Origin of the sequence: Nocardiopsis changdeensis (assembly GCF_018316655.1) — a bacterium.
In the GTDB taxonomy this organism is placed as follows: Bacteria; Actinomycetota; Actinomycetes; order Streptosporangiales; family Streptosporangiaceae; genus Nocardiopsis; species Nocardiopsis changdeensis.
This window is the reverse complement of sequence record NZ_CP074133.1, coordinates 4,236,906-4,251,413: the sequence shown is the minus strand read 5'-3', so window position 1 is coordinate 4,251,413 and position 14,508 is coordinate 4,236,906. Positions and strand designations below refer to the sequence as shown.

Below are 14,508 nucleotides of genomic sequence, written 5' to 3'. Positions count from 1 at the left end.
GGGAGGGCCATGCCCTACGGATCGGCAACGGGGTCGGGAGCCACACTGGCGGCGACGGGCCTCGCCACGGGACACCTGTGGCTCATCGCCATCGGGCTGGTGCTGACGCTCGTCGGAGCGCTCTTCATCAGGTTCTCGTTCCGTCCGGACCGGGGTCCGACCGAGTGACGACGGAACACGGCCCCGAGGAGCTTCCGACCGCGCGCTGCGTGCGCCCCGGAATGGTCGCCGCGCTCGCGGCGCTGGCCCTGAGCGGATTCTTCGCCTGGGGTGCGGTGCACCTCGTGGTGATGGTCCGCCACGGAATGGGATCCGAGACCAGTCTGGGGCTGGTGTGGCTCGCGTGCTTCGCCCTGCTGTGGTGGGTCCCGCTGGCCTGGTTCGAGCGCCCGATGCGGGCCACCGGCGAGCAGGCGGCCGGACTCGACCGCCTGTTCGTCACCGTGCAGATCCCGGTCTACAACGAGGACCCCCGGGTGCTGGAGATGTGCCTGCGCTCGGTGCTGGAGCAGAGCCGCCGGGTGGACCGGGTCCGGGTCGTCGACGACGGCTCCGCCGACCCCGACACCGGGGAGGCGGTCGACTACGCCGACATCCGGGACCGGTTCCTGGAGCGGGCGGCCGCGGCTGGGGTGGAGGCGACCTGGGACCGCACCCCGAACCGGGGCAAGCGCTACGCCCAGATGCACGTCCTCGCCCAGGACGACGCGGACGTCTTCGTGACGCTCGACAGCGACTCGGTCATGGACCGGCACGCCGTGCGGGAGGGGCTCGTGCCCTTCGCCGACCCGAAGGTGCAGTCGGTCGCCGGGCACGTCATCGTCCTCAACCGGAGCACCAACCTGCTGACCCGGATGACCGGTTTGCTGTACCTGCCGTTCACCCGGGGGCTGCGCAGCGCCCAGTCGGTCCTGCGCCGGGTCACGATCAACTCGGGGACGCTGGCCTTCTACCGGGCCCATCTGGTCCGCGACCGGGCCGGGGTCTACGAGAACGAGACCTTCATGGGCCGTCCGATGCAGATGAACGACGACTCCATGCTCACCTTCTACGCGCTGCTCGAAGGCGACACGGTCCACCAGCCCTCGTCGCTGGTCTTCACCCTGGTGCCCGAGCGCGCCGGGCACTACTTCGGCCAGCAGCTGCGCTGGATGCGCGGCACGACCGTCCGGCACCTGTGGTGGCTGCGCTACATGCCGGTGCGGGGCGTCGTGTTCTGGGTGACGGTGCTGGAGTACCTCCACCTGTTCCTGGGGTACGCGATCCCCCTGCTGATCCTGGCCCACCCGGGGCTGCGGGCGCAGGCGGGGGACATCGCCGTGGCCGCGCTGGTGATCGGGACGGCCGTCGGCTACCTGATGACGCTGCGGATCTTCACCATCGTGCGCTCGGACGAGACGGTGCTCCAGAGGTTCCTGCTGTTCCTGCTGGCACCGGTGGCCACGCTGTGGAGGCTCGTCCTCCTGCGGCCCCTGTACCTGTACGCGATGCTCACCTGCGGGCGCATCGCCGACTGGGGGACCCGGGACAGGGTCGAGGTCTCCCTGCCGTCGGAGGCCGCGGCGCGGTGAGGCGCCGGAGGGCGGCCCCCGGACCCGGGCGCCGCCCTCCGCGCCGCCCCGGCAAAAGAGACGTTGACCGCCCCTTGGCCCTGATCCGGGCGCGGGACGGGTAGATCCGACCCGGAACTTTCACGGTTCGGGGGTTGCCCCGGACCGAACAGCGCATCTTCAGGAGGGGTCCATGGCGCGTGCCACCGAGACCGGGAGCAGGACCGCAGGCGTTCCGCGGACCAGGGCGGGGGACGACCACACCGCCTCCGCGGAGCCCTCCCCGGACGACACCGCGGACTTCGACAACGCCAAGCGCGGGTTCATCGCCCCCGGCCCGCAGCACATCACCGGTGAGGACGGCAGGACCGTCTGGGACGTGCGCGACTTCTCCTTCCTCCTCGACGGCGCCGAGACCGCGCCGCCGACCGTCCACCCGCACCTGTGGCGGCAGGGCAGGCTGACGGCGATCAACGGCCTGTTCGAGGTCGTCGAGGGCGTCTACCAGATCCGCGGCATGGACCTGTCCAACATGACCCTCATCGAGGGCGATACCGGGGTGGTCGTCATCGACCCGCTGGTCTCGGAGGAGGTCGCCGCCGCCGGTCTGGCCCTGTACCGCGAGCACCGCGGCGACCGCCCCGTCACCGCGGTCGTCTACACCCACCCGCACCTGGACCACTTCGGCGGCGTGGCCGGGGTCGTGGACGAGGCCGACGTCGCCTCCGGCAGGGTGCCGATCGTGGCCCCCGAGCACTTCATGGAGCACGCGGTCTCGGAGAACGTCTACGCCGGCACCGCCATGATCCGGCGCGGCATGTACTTCACCGCCTTCGCGCTCGACCACGGCCCCGAGGGGTTCGTGGGGGTGGGCCTGGGCCCGGGCACCTCCCAGGGGAAGGTGGGGCTGATCCCGCCGACCCTGGAGATCACCCGCACCGGCCAGGAGGAGACCCTGGACGGGGTCCGGTTCGTCTTCCAGATGACCCCGGGCACCGAGGCCCCCGCGGAGATGAACTTCCACCTCCCCGAGCGCCGCGCCCTGTGCACCGCCGAGAACGCCTGCCACACCCTGCACAACCTGCTCACCCTGCGCGGCGCCCAGGTCCGCGACGCCCGCATGTGGTCGCGCTACCTCAACGAGACCATCGAGCTGTTCGCCGACGACTCCGACGTTGTGTTCGCCTCCCACCACTGGCCTACCTGGGGCACCGAGGACATCCGCGGGTTCCTCGCCGAGCAGCGCGACATGTACGCCTACCTGCACGACCAGACGCTCCGGATGATGAACAAGGGGTCGACGGGCATCGAGATCGCCGAGGAGCTGCCGCTCCCGCCCGGTCTGGAGCGGGCGTGGAGCATCCGCGGCTACTACGGCTCCGTCTCGCACAACATCAAGGCCGTCTACCAGCGCTACATGGGCTGGTTCGACGGCAACCCCGCCCACCTGTGGCAGCACCCGCCCCAGGCCCAGGGGGAGCGCTACGCCAAGGCCATGGGCGGGGTCGACGCCCTCGTGGACCGGGCCCGCTCCTTCGCCGAGGAGGACGACCTCAGGTTCGCCGCCGAGCTGGCCTCGCACGCCGTCTTCGCCGACCCCGACCACGCCGGGGCGAAAGACCTGCTGGCCGAGGTGCTGACCCGGCTCGGCCACGGGGCCGAGTGCGCCACCTGGCGCAACTTCTTCCTGGTCGGCGCGCAGGAGCTGCGCGAGGGGGTGCCGCCCACGGCCATCGCCCTGGCCGAGAGCATGGCGTCGGCGCTCAGCGTCACCCAGATCCTCGACTCGGTGGGCATCCGCGTCGACGGGCCGCGCGCCTGGAAGGAGAAGCTGTCGCTGGACCTGCACATGACCGACAGCGGCGAGCGGTACCGGGCGCTGCTGTCCAACGGGGTGCTCATCCACTACCCCGACCCCAAGGGCGGCGGCGCCGACCTGACGCTGACCCTGTCCAAGCCGGAACTGCTCGAGCTGCTGTCCACGGGCGACCTGGACGGGATCGAGCACGAGGGGGACGCCGGCGTGCTCCGGCGGCTGACGGCCGTCCTGGACGAGGCGCGCCCCGACTTCCCGATCGTCACCCCCTGAGGGGAGGCGGGCCGGGCCGGCGCCCCCGGCGGGCGCCCGGGACCCGCACCCCGCCGACGGAGCGGCCCGGCGGCCGGGGGCGTTCGTACGCCCCCGGCCGCCGCGTCGCGCCGGCCCCGGTCACCGTCCGACCGGGCCGGCCTCGACGAACTCGCCGCGCGTGGTCTCCACCACGATCACGAGCCGGTCGGGGACCCGGCCGCGCAGGTCGGCCAGCAGGGAGCCGACCGGCGGCACCTCCCGGGCGCGCACCTCGACGTGCATCGTCCGGGAGGCGGTGTACACGCGGGTGACCGACGCGTCCGGCTGCCGCGCGATCCAGCGGTCGGCGGCCTCCTCGACCCGGTGCGTCCACACCGCGATCAGGACGGTGGCGGTGGTGTTGACGGCCAGCAGGACGAATACGACCGCGAACAGCGCGCCCAGGACGATCCGCGGCCTGCGCCCGGACCGGGCGGCCCCGTCCCCGTCGGGGACGCCGTGCCCGGAGGCCGCGAACACCACCATGCCCGCGAAGACCAGGGCGAGCAGGTTGGACAGGAACAGCACCGCGGCCCCCGCCGACAGCCACAGCGCGCCCTGCCCCAGGCACACGCCCACCACGACCAGGGGCGGGACCAGGGAGATCGCGATCGCCACCCCCGGCAGGACCGCGGCCACGTCGCGGCGGCACAGGCCCACCGCCCCCGCCGCCCCGGTGGCCAGGGCGGCGACGAGGTCCAGCAGCCCGGGGGAGGTCCGCCCGGCGACCTGGCCGTTCTGGAGCAGGTCGTAGCCCCCGGGCACGACCAGGGAGAACACCACGCCGACACCGATCACGAGCAGGCACCCCAGCACGACCGTCCGGACCGAGTCGGTCCGGCTCCGGCGGACGATGCCCAGGGCGATCCCCATGATCGGGGTGGACAGCGGCGCGATGATCATCGCGCCGATCACCGTGGCCGTGGAGTCGGTCAGGACGCCCCCGGCGGCGATGAGCGCGGACAGCGTGAGCATCGTCCAGAACGCCGATCTCTTGGCGCGGCCGTCCCCCGTGGACAGGTCGAGGTCGTCCAGCAGGTCGTCCGGGCTGCGCAGTTGCGAGGCGGGCAGGACGCGTTCGAGGATTCCGCTGAGCATGGGTCGAGTATCGCGACGCGCGCCCTGGGAGCGGCGCAGGCGCGACGGGGGCGCCCGCGGCGGCCCGGACGGCGGCCGGGCACACGGAGCGGCCCCGCGCCCGGCCGGGGCCGGAGGCGGGGCCGCGCCCGGGCGACGCGGGGGTCAGCTCCGCACGTCCCTCACCCCGTCGGCGTCCACGAACGCCTGCTGCGCGGTCCATTCGCGCGCCCGCTCGCTGAGCGAGAACCCCAGCCCCGGCCGGTCCGGGACGCGCATGCGCCCGTCCGCGATCTCCAGCCGCTCCTCGAAGAGCGGCTCCAGCCAGTCGAAGTGCTCGACCCACGGGTCGATCTCGTAGGCCGCCGCCAGGTGCAGGTGGATCTCCATCGCGAAGTGCGGGGCCATGCGCACCCCGGCCCGCCGGCCGCGCGCCATGATCTCCAGGAAGGGGGTGATCCCGCCGACGCGCGGCGCGTCCGGCTGCATGAAGTCCACCGCGCCGGCCCGCAGCAGCTCCTCGTGCTCGGCCACGCTGGTCAGCATCTCGCCGGTGGCGATCGGCGTGGCCAGCTCGCGGGCCAGGGCCGCGTGCCCCTCGGCGTCGTAGGCGTCCAGCGGCTCCTCGATCCAGACCAGGTCGAACTCCTCCAGCAGCCGCCCCATGCGCACCGCCGTGCTCCGGTTCCACTGCTGGTTGGCGTCCACCATGAGCGGGAAGTCGCCGAGCTCCTCGCGGACCGCGGCCACCCGGGCCAGGTCGACCCGCCTGTCGGGGTGCCCGACCTTGATCTTGATCCCGCCGATGCCCGCCGCCCGGGCGGCCCGGGTGTTCTCCACGACCTCCTCCAGCGGCGAGGACAGGAACCCGCCGGAGGTGTTGTAGCAGTCCACGGCGTCCCGGTGCGCGCCGAGCAGCTTGGCCAGGGGCAGGCCGGCCCGCTTGGCCTTGAGGTCCCACAGCGCGATGTCCATGGCGGCGATCGCCTGGACCGCCAGGCCGCTGCGGCCCACCGACGCCCCCGCCCACACCAGGCGGGTCCACAGGCGCTGGATGTCGCTGGGGTCCTCGCCGACCAGCTCGTGCGCCACCTCGCGGGCGTGGGCGTACTGGCCCGGTCCGCCGGCCCGCTTGGAGTAGGTGTAGCCGATCCCCTCCAGCCCCTCCTCGGTGCGGATCTCGGCGAACAGCATCGACACCGAGGTGAGCGGCCGCTGGCGCCCGGTCAGCACCTTGGCGTCGCTGATCGGGGCGGCCAGGGGGAGGTCGACCCGGGAGAGGGAGACCGAGGCGATCCGGTCGGCCGCGCCGCCGCGCTCCGGCGCGGCGCTCGGGGTCCCGGCGGACGGGGAGGGGGTGTTCATGAGGGCTCCAAGGGAAGGGGGCGGTGTCAGCGGACCAGGGCCGGGCGGTCGGGGTCGAAGGCCCATCCGGGGATCAGGTACTGCATCGCGGCGGCGTCGTCGCGCGCGCCCAGCCCGTGCTCCAGGTAGAGCCGGTGGGCCGCGTCCAGGGCGTCGCGGTCCAGCTCCACGCCCAGGCCGGGCGCGGTCGGGACGGTGATCCCGCCGTCCTCGATGCGCGGCGGACGCCGGGTCAGCGCCTGTCCGTCCTGCCAGATCCAGTGCGTGTCCAGGGCAGTGATCGGCCCGGGGGCGGCGGCGCCCACGTGGGTGAACATCGCCAGGGAGATGTCGAAGTGGTTGTTGGAGTGCGACCCCCAGGTGAGCCCGAAGTCCCGGCACAGCTGGGCCACCCGCACCGAGCCGCGCATCGTCCAGAAGTGCGGGTCCGCCAGCGGGATGTCCACCGCGTGCGTGCGGACGCTGTGCGCCAGCTGCCGCCAGTCGGTGGCGATCATGTTGGTGGCCGTGGGCAGGCCGGTGGCCCGCCGGAACTCCGCCATCACCTCGCGGGAGGAGTAGCCGTCCTCGGCGCCGCAGGGGTCCTCGGCGTAGGCGAGCACGCCGTGCAGGTCCGAGCAGAGGGCGACCGCCTCGGCCAGCGACCAGGCGCCGTTGGGGTCCAGGGTGACGCGGGCGTCGGGGAAGCGCGCGGCCAGCGCCCGGACGGCGGCCACCTCCTCCTCCCCGGAGAACACCCCGCCCTTGAGCTTGAAGTCGCGGAACCCGTACCGGTCCGCGGCGGCCTCGGCCAGCGCCACCACGGCCTCCGGCGTGAGCGCGGGTTCGCGCCGCAGCCGCTCCCAGTCGTCGGCGGGCTCCTTCTCGGCGAGGTAGGGGAGCGGTGTCAGGGCCCGGTCCCCGATGTAGAACAGGTAGCCCAGCATGGGCACCCGGTCGCGCCGGCGGCCCTCGCCGAGCAGGTCGCACACGGGCACGCCCAGGTGCTGCCCCAGCAGGTCGAGCAGGGCCGACTCCAGGGCGGTGACCGCGTGCACGGTGGTGCGCAGGTCGAAGGTCTGCCGCCCCCGGCCGCCCCGGTCCCGGTCGGCGAAGGCGTCCTGCACCCGTCGCAGGAGCGGGTTGAGCTCGGCCACGGGGCGGCCGACGACGAGGTCGGCGGCGTCGGCGATCGTGGACCGGATCGCCTCTCCGCCCGGCACCTCGCCCAGCCCGGTGCGCCCCTCGCTGTCGGTGAGGATCGCGATGTTGCGGGTGAAGAAGGGGCCGTGCGCGCCGCTGAGGTTGAGCAGCATGCTGTCGTGCCCGGCGACGGGGACGACCTCGACGGAGGTGATGACGGGTGTGCTCATCAGGCCTGTCCTCCCGGCACCAGCGTGCCGTCGATCCGCCGGTCCAGCCGCCAGGGGTCGCCCTCCCGCAGCGCGGGCGGCAGCAGGGCGTCGGGCATCCCCTGGTAGGAGACCGGCCGCAGGAAGCGGTTCAGGGCGAGGCCGCCCACGGAGGTGCCGCGGGAGTCGGAGGTGGCGGGGTAGGGGCCGCCGTGCACCATGGCGTGCGCGACCTCGACCCCGGTCGGCCAGCCGCCGAACAGCAGCCGCCCGGCGCGCCGCTCCAGGACCGGCAGCAGGGCGTGCGCCGCGGCCAGGTCGCCGGGGTCCCCGGCGTCGGCGTGCAGGGTGGCGGTGAGCTGGCCCTCCATCCGCTCCAGGATCCCGGCCAGCGCCTGCGCCGAGGAGTGGCGGACCAGCAGGCCCGCGGCGCCGAACACCTCCTCCTGGAGGCGGGGGTCGGCGGCGAAGGCGTCCCCGTCCACGGTGAACAGCGCGGGGGCCGGGGCGTTGGGGCCGGGTCCGGCCTCGCCCCGGGCGGCGGCCTCGGTCCCGGGGTGGTCCTCCAGCGCCCGCACGCCCCGGTCGAAGGCGGCGGCGATGCCGGCGGTGAGCATGGTGTTCCCGGCCGCCTCGGACACGAGCCGCGCGGCACGGTCGACGAACCGGTCGCCGTCCGGGCCCTCGGGGACGAACACCACCCCGGGGTTGGTGCAGAACTGCCCCGAGCCCAGGGTGAGGGAGGCGACGTAGGCGTCGGCCAGCGCGGTCGCGCCCTCGTCGGCGAGGGCGCCGGGGAGGATCACGACCGGGTTGACCGAGGACATCTCGGCGAACACGGGGACGGGCTCGGGCCGGGCGGCGGCGAGGTCCATCAGGGCCCGGCCCCCGGCTCGCGAGCCGGTGAAGGCCACGGCCCTGATCCGGGGGTCGGTCACCAGGGCCCGGCCGATGTCGTTCCCCGCGCCGAACAGCACGGAGAACACGCCCGGCGGCAGCCCGGAGGCGGCGACGGCGTCCGCCACGGCGCGTCCGACCAGCAGCGCGGTGCCGGGGTGGGCGTTGTGCCCCTTGACCACCACGGGGCAGCCCGCGGCCAGCGCCGACGCGGTGTCGCCGCCCGCCGTGGAGAAGGCCAGCGGGAAGTTGCTCGCGCCGAAGACGGCGACCGGCCCGACCGGGATGTGCACGAGGCGCAGGTCGGGGCGGGGCAGCGGGGCGCGGTCGGGCAGCGCGGGATCGATCCGGGCCTGGAGGGCGTCGCCCCGCTCGACGATGCCGGCGAACATGCGCAGCTGGCCGGTGGTGCGGGCGCGCTCGCCCTCGATGCGGCCGCGGGGCAGGCCCGTCTCCCGCACCGCCCGGTCCACCAGCTCCTCGCCCAGCCCGTCGATGTTGTCGGCGGCACGGCGCAGGAAGGCGGCGCGCTCGGCCGGGGTCTGGGAGCGGAACGCGTCGAACGCCTCCTCCGCGGCCCGGGTGGCCTCCTCGATCTGGGCCGCGTCCACCAGCCCGATGGGCGGGCCGAACTCCTCGCCGGTGGCGGGGTCGACCGCGAGCAGGGAGCCGGCGGCCCCCTCCACGGGCCGCCCCGCCACGAGGGGACGGCCGTCCAGGGCCGCGGTCGCGGAGGCGGTGTGCTCGGACATTCAGGAGACCTTTCGGATCAGGGCGGCGAGTTCCGCGCACTCGTCCTCGGCGAGGGCGGTCAGCGGCGGGCGGACCGGCCCGCCGTGGCGGCCGACGGCGTCCAGCCCGGCCTTGACGATCGAGACGGCGTAGCCGCGGCCCCGGTCGCGGATCTCCAGGTACGGCAGCACGAACTCGTTGAGCCTGCGGTAGACCTCCGCCCGGTCCCGGGAGCGGACCGCGGCGAAGAACTCCAGGGCGAACCCGGGGACGAAGTTGTACATCGCCGAAGAGTAGGTGGTCACGCCCAGCTCCGTCAGGGGCAGGGCGAAGGTCTCGGCGGTCGGCAGGCCGCCGATGTAGATGAGGCGGTCCCCGACGGTGGCGTAGGTGCGCGTCATCGCCTCGATGTCCCCGACGCCGTCCTTGAGGCCGATGAGGTTGGGGTTGCGTTCGGCGAGGGCGGCCACCGTGTGGTGGGTGTACACGGCGTTGGCCCGGCTGTAGACGATCACGCCCAGGTCGGTGGCCCGGCACACGGCGCTCACGTGCTCGATCAGGCCCTCCTGCCCGGCCTCGGTGAGGTAGGGCGGCAGCAGCAGGACGCCGTCCGCGCCCGCCTCCTGGGCGGCGCGGGCCTGGGCGGCGGCCGCGGCGGTGCCGCCGGTCGCCGGGGCGAGCACGGGCACGCGCCCGCCGACCTCGCCGACCGCGGCGCGCACCACGCGATCGATCTCCTCGGGGGTGAGGGAGAAGCCCTCGCCGGTGCCGCCCGCGGCGAACAGGCCCGCCACGTCGTGCTCGGCCTGCCAGGACAGGTGCTCCCGGTAACGGTCCTCGTCGAAGGCGAGGTCGGCGTCGAAGTGGGTCACGGGGAAGGACAGGAGGCCCAGGGAGAGCCTCCGTGCCAGGTCATCGGGGTGCATCGGGTTCACGCGTCGTCCTCGCGTAGGTGGGGGCGGCCCGGTGGGCTGGTGCCCGCGGGTGTGTTGCCGTTACCGTACGGAGTGAGTTTCGATGCTGTCCAAGACTGGTTTTGCATCAACTGATACCGGGAGGGCATCAGGGGTCTCGTGTTCCGGGCCGGGGTCCCGCCAGCGGGGGAGGCGGGCGCCCTCAGCCGGGGTCGATCTCCAGGACGCGCCGGACGACGGGGTTGCGCGTGGCCCGCGGCCAGATCAGGTGCAGCTCCACCGGGTCCTCGGGCAGCCCCTCCAGCGCCTGGTAGACCACGCCCTCCACGCCCAGGCCGGTGGCCGAGGCCGGCACGAAGGCGATGCCCCGGCCCGCCGCGACCAGCCACACCATCGTCAGCACCTGGCTGACCGTGTGGACGACGTTCTGGTGGGAGATGGGCAGCAGGCTCACCACCAGGTCGTAGAAGTACCGCGCCTTGATGGGGGAGTGCATGATCAGCGGCACGTCGATGAGGTCGTCGGGCCGCAGCGGCCCCGGCCGCGCCGCCAGCGGGTGGTCCCGCGGCACGGCCACGAGCAGCTGCTCGCGGTGCTGGACCCGGGAGCCGAAGAGCTCCGAGTCGAACGGCGGGCGGCCCAGGCCCAGGTCGAGCTCCCCGGAGGAGAGCGCCGCGACCTGCTCGCGGGTGACCATCTCCGACAGCTCGATGTCGATCTCGGGGAGCTGCTCCTCCACGGTGTTGAGCAGGCGGCCCAGGACCCCGTAGGAGGAGGCCGCGGTGAACCCGATGTGCAGGGTGCCGCTGGACCCGGCCGAGATCCGCCGCGCCAGGTCGGGGGCGCGCTCGGCCAGGGCGAGCAGGCGCCGGGCCTCGGCCAGGAAGGCCTCCCCGGCGGCGGTGAGGACCACGTGGCGGCGGTCGCGCTCCAGGAGCAGGACCCCGACCTCGCGCTCCAGCTTCTGGATCTGGCGGCTCAGCGGGGGCTGGGTCATCGACAGGCGCTCGGCGGCCCGGCCGAAGTGCAGTTCCTCCGCGACCGCGACGAAACCCCGCAGTTGCTCGAAAGAGAACATGATGCCCTGAAGGTATCAGCTTATGCCGCATTCGACTTGGACATGCATGATCGGTGCTTTCTATGCTGCCACTCACCCGAACGCGTGACCCCGTTCACAGATGCGCCGGCCCCCCGGTACGGCATCGCAAGCAGGAGGAAACATGACCCACACACCGCGCGGGCGTTACGCGCGCCGCACGGCGGCCGCCGCCGCGGCCCTCGGCCTCTCGCTGACCGCCTCGGCCTGCGGCGGGAACCTGTCGGGCGGGGGCGGCGGTGGCGGCGACTACCCCCGGGGCCCGATCGACCTCCTCGTCGGCCAGGACCCGGGAGGCAGCACCGACCTCATCGCCCGCGCCCTGGCCGAGGGCGCCCAGGAGCCGCTGGGCGTCGCGATGCCCGTCGTCAACACCCCCGGCGCCAACGGCGCCCTGGCCGCGGGCGAGCTCGCCGCCCAGGAGCCCGACGGCCAGAACCTCATGGTCATCAACGCCTCCCTGGTCGCCATCACCCCGCTGGCCGTGGCCGAGGACGAGGCCGTCGACCTGGCCGACTTCGAAGTCGTCACCGGCATCTCCCGGGACGACTACGTGCTCGTCACCGCCGCCTCCTCGGACTTCGACACCCTCCAGGACCTGGTCGAGGACGGCGACGGCATCAAGTACGGCACGACCGGCGTCGGCACCGGCAGCCAGCTCGCGCAGGAGCTGCTCTTCGCCCAGGCGGGCGTGGAGGGCACCCCCGTGCCCTTCGACGGCGGCTCGCCCACCCTGGTCGCCGTCCTGGGCTCGCAGGTGGACGTGGGCGTGGTGCAGATCGGCGAGGCCATGCCGCAGATCGAGGCCGGCGAGCTGACCCCGCTGGCCACCTTCGCCGACGAGCGCAACCAGTACCTGCCCGACGTGCCCGCCGCCGCGGAGGAGGGCTACGACGTGCTGGTCTCCCAGTACCGGGCCGTGGTCGCCCCCGGCGGCACCCCGCAGGAGGTCGTCGAGAAGCTGCGCTCGGCGTTCGACGAGGTCTTCGCCGGCGAGGCGTACCGGACCTTCAACGAGGACAACTTCTTCACCCCGCACGAGACCGAGCCCGCCCAGGTGGTGGAGGAGTGGAACGCCTCCCGGGAGTCCTACCGGGCCATGGTCGAGGAGTACGGGATCGACATGCGCGGAGAGGGCTGATGGGGGCCGGACCCGGAAAGCCCGTGGTGCCGGAGGCCGGCCCGGCCTCCGGCGGGGCGCCCGCCCCGGACGCCGCGGACGCCGCCCCGCAGGCTCCGGACACCGCCGCCGCGCCCTCCGAGCCCGCCATGGGCACGAAGGGCCCCGGAGCGCCGGAGGCGGAAGCGCAGAACGCGGAAGCGCAGAGCGTGGAAGCGCAGGACGCGGACGCCGGGCCCGAGGACGCCCCGGAGCCGCTGGGCCCGGCGGCCAACGTCGCGGTCGCCCTCGTGGTCACCGCCTTCGGCGCGGTCGGATGCCTCGCCTCCTGGTCCCTGGGCGTCGGCACCCCGGCCGAACCCGAGGCCGGCACCTGGCCCCTGGTCATCTGCGCCGCGATCACCGTGCTGGGATGCGTCCTGCTGGGGACGGCCCGCCGCACCGCGGACACCGAGGCCTTCTCCGCCGCCTCGTGGAAGATCCTCGCCGGGGTCGGCACGATGGCCGGCTTCATCGCCCTGATCGGCACGATCGGCTTCGAGATCCCCTCGGCGCTGCTGGCATTCGTGTGGCTGCGCTTCCTCGGCGGCGAGTCCTGGCGGCTGTCCGCCGTGGCCTCGGTCCTCATCGTCGCGGCCTTCTACGCGGTCTTCGTGGGCCTGCTGTCCGTGCCGATCCCCCACCTCTTCTAGGAAGTGCCGATGGATTCCCTGGCCCCCATGATCAACGGGTTCGGCGTCGTCCTCGAACCGACCAACCTGCTCTACTGCCTGATCGGCGTCCTGATCGGCATGCTGGTCGGGGTGCTGCCCGGACTGGGCCCCGCGGCCACCATCGCGATCCTGCTGCCCCTGACCTTCGGCATCGAGCCCGTGACCGCGATCATCATGCTCGCGGGCATCTTCTACGGCGCCCAGTACGGCGGCACCATCACCTCGGTCCTGCTCCGCCTGCCCGGCGAGGCCTCGTCGGTGGTGACGGTGTTCGACGGCCACATGCTGGCCAAGCAGGGCCGCGCCGGGACCGCGCTGGGGATCGCCGCCATCGGGTCCTTCGCGGGCGGCACGGTCTCGATCGTCGCCCTGTCCGTGGTGGCCCCCCTGGTCGCGGGCTTCGCACTGGACTTCGGCCCGCCGGAGTACACGGTGCTGGCCCTGCTGGGCATCCTGCTGGTGGCCACCGTCGGCAACGGCGGGCGGGTCAAGGCGCTGGTCGCCGCCGGGCTCGGCCTGCTGCTGGCGACCGTGGGCCGCGACACCTTCACCGGTGCCGAGCGGTTCACGTTCGACTCCCTGGCCCTGGCCGACGGGCTCGACTTCGTGCCGATCGCGATGGGGCTGTTCGGCATCGGGGAGATCCTGCACAACCTGGAGCAGCGCCACCGCGCGATCTCCGGCCCGGTGAAGGTCGCCAACACCTGGCCCTCCCGCTCCGACCTGCGCCGGTCCTCCGGGGCGATCGCCCGTGGCTCGGTCCTGGGCTTCGTCCTGGGCATCCTGCCGGGCGGCGGCGCCACCCTGGCGTCGATGGCCTCCTACGCCCTGGAGAAGCGCCGGTCCCGCACCCCGGAGCGGTTCGGCCGGGGCGCGGTGGAGGGCGTGGCCGCCCCGGAGACCGCCAACAACGCGGCGGCCACCTCGTCGTTCATCCCCCTGCTGACGCTGGGGATCCCGGCCAACGCCACCATGGCGGTCATCTTCGGGGCGCTGCTCATCCAGGGCGTGCCGCCGGGGCCGCAGCTGGTCTCCCAGGAGCCGGAGCTGTTCTGGGGGGTGATCAACTCGATGTACATCGGCAACATCCTGCTGCTGATCATGAGCATCCCCCTGGTCGGCCTCTTCGTGCGGATCCTGCGGATCCGCCCGGCGGTCCTCGCCCCGATCACGGTGCTCATCACCCTGGTGGGCGTGTACACGGTGCGCAACAGCGTCTTCGACATCGTCCTGGTGGTCGTCTTCGGGGTGCTGGGCTACCTCATGAAGAAGTTCGGGTTCGAGCCCGGGCCCCTGGTCCTGGCGTTCGTGCTGGGGTCGCTGCTGGAGAGCTCGCTGCGCAGGTCCCTGCTGCTGTTCGACGGCGACGTCTTGGGCTTCGCCACGCGCCCCATCTCGGGGACGCTGCTGGCGCTGCTGCTCGTGGTCGTCCTCCTGCCGGTGGCGCGGATGCTGTTCGCCCGCCGCGCCGCCGCGGCCCCGGCCGAGCGCGAGAAGGCCCGTAGCAGTGAATGATCGGATGTGTGGTCGTGCTTCGAAGCCGCTTCCGTTGGTCCGCATCGCTTATCCACATATGTGCCACGTCGCCGAGGTCGGTACCCCG

General features: G+C 73.6%; 12 protein-coding genes. 6 read left to right on the top strand and 6 right to left on the bottom strand.

The features are described 5' to 3' along the window. Window positions 1-9: 9 nt before the first annotated feature. From KGD84_RS19565 to KGD84_RS19555, 3 genes are all read left to right on the top strand, one after another. On the top strand, window positions 10-168 hold the full coding sequence (locus KGD84_RS19565; RefSeq protein WP_220561860.1) for an LPXTG cell wall anchor domain-containing protein: 159 nt from the start codon (window positions 10-12) through the stop codon (window positions 166-168). Beyond that, complete coding sequence (locus tag KGD84_RS19560; RefSeq protein ID WP_255646670.1) at window positions 165-1,571, top strand: glycosyltransferase; 1,407 nt, start codon at window positions 165-167, stop codon at window positions 1,569-1,571. The genes KGD84_RS19565 and KGD84_RS19560 overlap by 4 nt, the downstream gene beginning before the upstream one ends. A gap of 172 nt (window positions 1,572-1,743) precedes the next feature. Beyond that, window positions 1,744-3,639, top strand: a complete 1,896-nt coding sequence (locus tag KGD84_RS19555) for an alkyl/aryl-sulfatase (protein ID WP_220561859.1) — start codon at window positions 1,744-1,746, stop codon at window positions 3,637-3,639. Window positions 3,640-3,759: 120 nt separating this feature from the next. Here the strand turns inward: KGD84_RS19555 and KGD84_RS19550 are convergent, their stop codons facing one another. From KGD84_RS19550 to KGD84_RS19525, 6 genes are all read right to left on the bottom strand, one after another. Then, on the bottom strand, window positions 3,760-4,758 hold the full coding sequence (locus KGD84_RS19550) for a DUF389 domain-containing protein (RefSeq protein ID WP_220561858.1): 999 nt from the start codon (window positions 4,756-4,758) through the stop codon (window positions 3,760-3,762). A gap of 144 nt (window positions 4,759-4,902) precedes the next feature. Then, complete coding sequence (locus tag KGD84_RS19545; RefSeq protein WP_220561857.1) at window positions 4,903-6,102, bottom strand: L-talarate/galactarate dehydratase; 1,200 nt, start codon at window positions 6,100-6,102, stop codon at window positions 4,903-4,905. A gap of 26 nt (window positions 6,103-6,128) precedes the next feature. Further along, window positions 6,129-7,454, bottom strand: coding sequence for an enolase C-terminal domain-like protein (locus tag KGD84_RS19540; protein ID WP_220561856.1), 1,326 nt, complete (start codon window positions 7,452-7,454; stop codon window positions 6,129-6,131). After that, window positions 7,454-9,082 (bottom strand): aldehyde dehydrogenase (NADP(+)), encoded by a 1,629-nt coding sequence (locus tag KGD84_RS19535; RefSeq protein WP_220561855.1) that lies wholly within the window; start codon window positions 9,080-9,082, stop codon window positions 7,454-7,456. The genes KGD84_RS19540 and KGD84_RS19535 overlap by 1 nt, the downstream gene beginning before the upstream one ends. Beyond that, entirely contained in the window at window positions 9,083-9,988 is a 906-nt protein-coding gene (kdgD, locus tag KGD84_RS19530; protein WP_255647260.1) for a 5-dehydro-4-deoxyglucarate dehydratase, read from the bottom strand. A gap of 190 nt (window positions 9,989-10,178) precedes the next feature. Then, a complete protein-coding gene (locus tag KGD84_RS19525) occupies window positions 10,179-11,054 on the bottom strand; it encodes a LysR family transcriptional regulator (protein WP_220561853.1) in 876 nt (291 codons plus the stop codon). Between the two features lie 142 nt (window positions 11,055-11,196). Between KGD84_RS19525 and KGD84_RS19520 the strand changes: the two genes are divergently transcribed. The 3 genes from KGD84_RS19520 to KGD84_RS19510 are packed head-to-tail and all read left to right on the top strand — an operon-like array spanning window position 11,197 to window position 14,420. Then, window positions 11,197-12,213: a tripartite tricarboxylate transporter substrate binding protein gene (locus KGD84_RS19520; protein WP_220561852.1), complete on the top strand. Its 1,017-nt coding sequence runs from the start codon at window positions 11,197-11,199 to the stop codon at window positions 12,211-12,213. Beyond that, complete coding sequence (locus tag KGD84_RS19515) at window positions 12,213-12,884, top strand: tripartite tricarboxylate transporter TctB family protein (RefSeq protein ID WP_255646669.1); 672 nt, start codon at window positions 12,213-12,215, stop codon at window positions 12,882-12,884. The genes KGD84_RS19520 and KGD84_RS19515 overlap by 1 nt, the downstream gene beginning before the upstream one ends. Window positions 12,885-12,893: 9 nt before the next feature. Continuing rightward, window positions 12,894-14,420: a tripartite tricarboxylate transporter permease gene (locus tag KGD84_RS19510; protein ID WP_255646668.1), complete on the top strand. Its 1,527-nt coding sequence runs from the start codon at window positions 12,894-12,896 to the stop codon at window positions 14,418-14,420. The last annotated feature ends 88 nt before the right edge of the window (window positions 14,421-14,508 follow it).

What these genes read in the sequence shown, in the direction of transcription:
- KGD84_RS19565 (WP_220561860.1), top strand. Translation starts at nt 10, where the DNA reads ATGCCCTACGGATCGGCAACGGGGTCGGGAGCCACACTGGCGGCGACG.
- KGD84_RS19555 (WP_220561859.1), top strand. Translation starts at nt 1,744, where the DNA reads ATGGCGCGTGCCACCGAGACCGGGAGCAGGACCGCAGGCGTTCCGCGG.
- KGD84_RS19550 (WP_220561858.1), bottom strand. Translation starts at nt 4,758, where the DNA reads ATGCTCAGCGGAATCCTCGAACGCGTCCTGCCCGCCTCGCAACTGCGC.
- KGD84_RS19545 (WP_220561857.1), bottom strand. Translation starts at nt 6,102, where the DNA reads ATGAACACCCCCTCCCCGTCCGCCGGGACCCCGAGCGCCGCGCCGGAG.
- KGD84_RS19540 (WP_220561856.1), bottom strand. Translation starts at nt 7,454, where the DNA reads ATGAGCACACCCGTCATCACCTCCGTCGAGGTCGTCCCCGTCGCCGGG.
- KGD84_RS19535 (WP_220561855.1), bottom strand. Translation starts at nt 9,082, where the DNA reads ATGTCCGAGCACACCGCCTCCGCGACCGCGGCCCTGGACGGCCGTCCC.
- kdgD (WP_255647260.1), bottom strand. Translation starts at nt 9,988, where the DNA reads ATGCACCCCGATGACCTGGCACGGAGGCTCTCCCTGGGCCTCCTGTCC.
- KGD84_RS19525 (WP_220561853.1), bottom strand. Translation starts at nt 11,054, where the DNA reads ATGTTCTCTTTCGAGCAACTGCGGGGTTTCGTCGCGGTCGCGGAGGAA.
- KGD84_RS19520 (WP_220561852.1), top strand. Translation starts at nt 11,197, where the DNA reads ATGACCCACACACCGCGCGGGCGTTACGCGCGCCGCACGGCGGCCGCC.
- KGD84_RS19515 (WP_255646669.1), top strand. Translation starts at nt 12,213, where the DNA reads ATGGGGGCCGGACCCGGAAAGCCCGTGGTGCCGGAGGCCGGCCCGGCC.
- KGD84_RS19510 (WP_255646668.1), top strand. Translation starts at nt 12,894, where the DNA reads ATGGATTCCCTGGCCCCCATGATCAACGGGTTCGGCGTCGTCCTCGAA.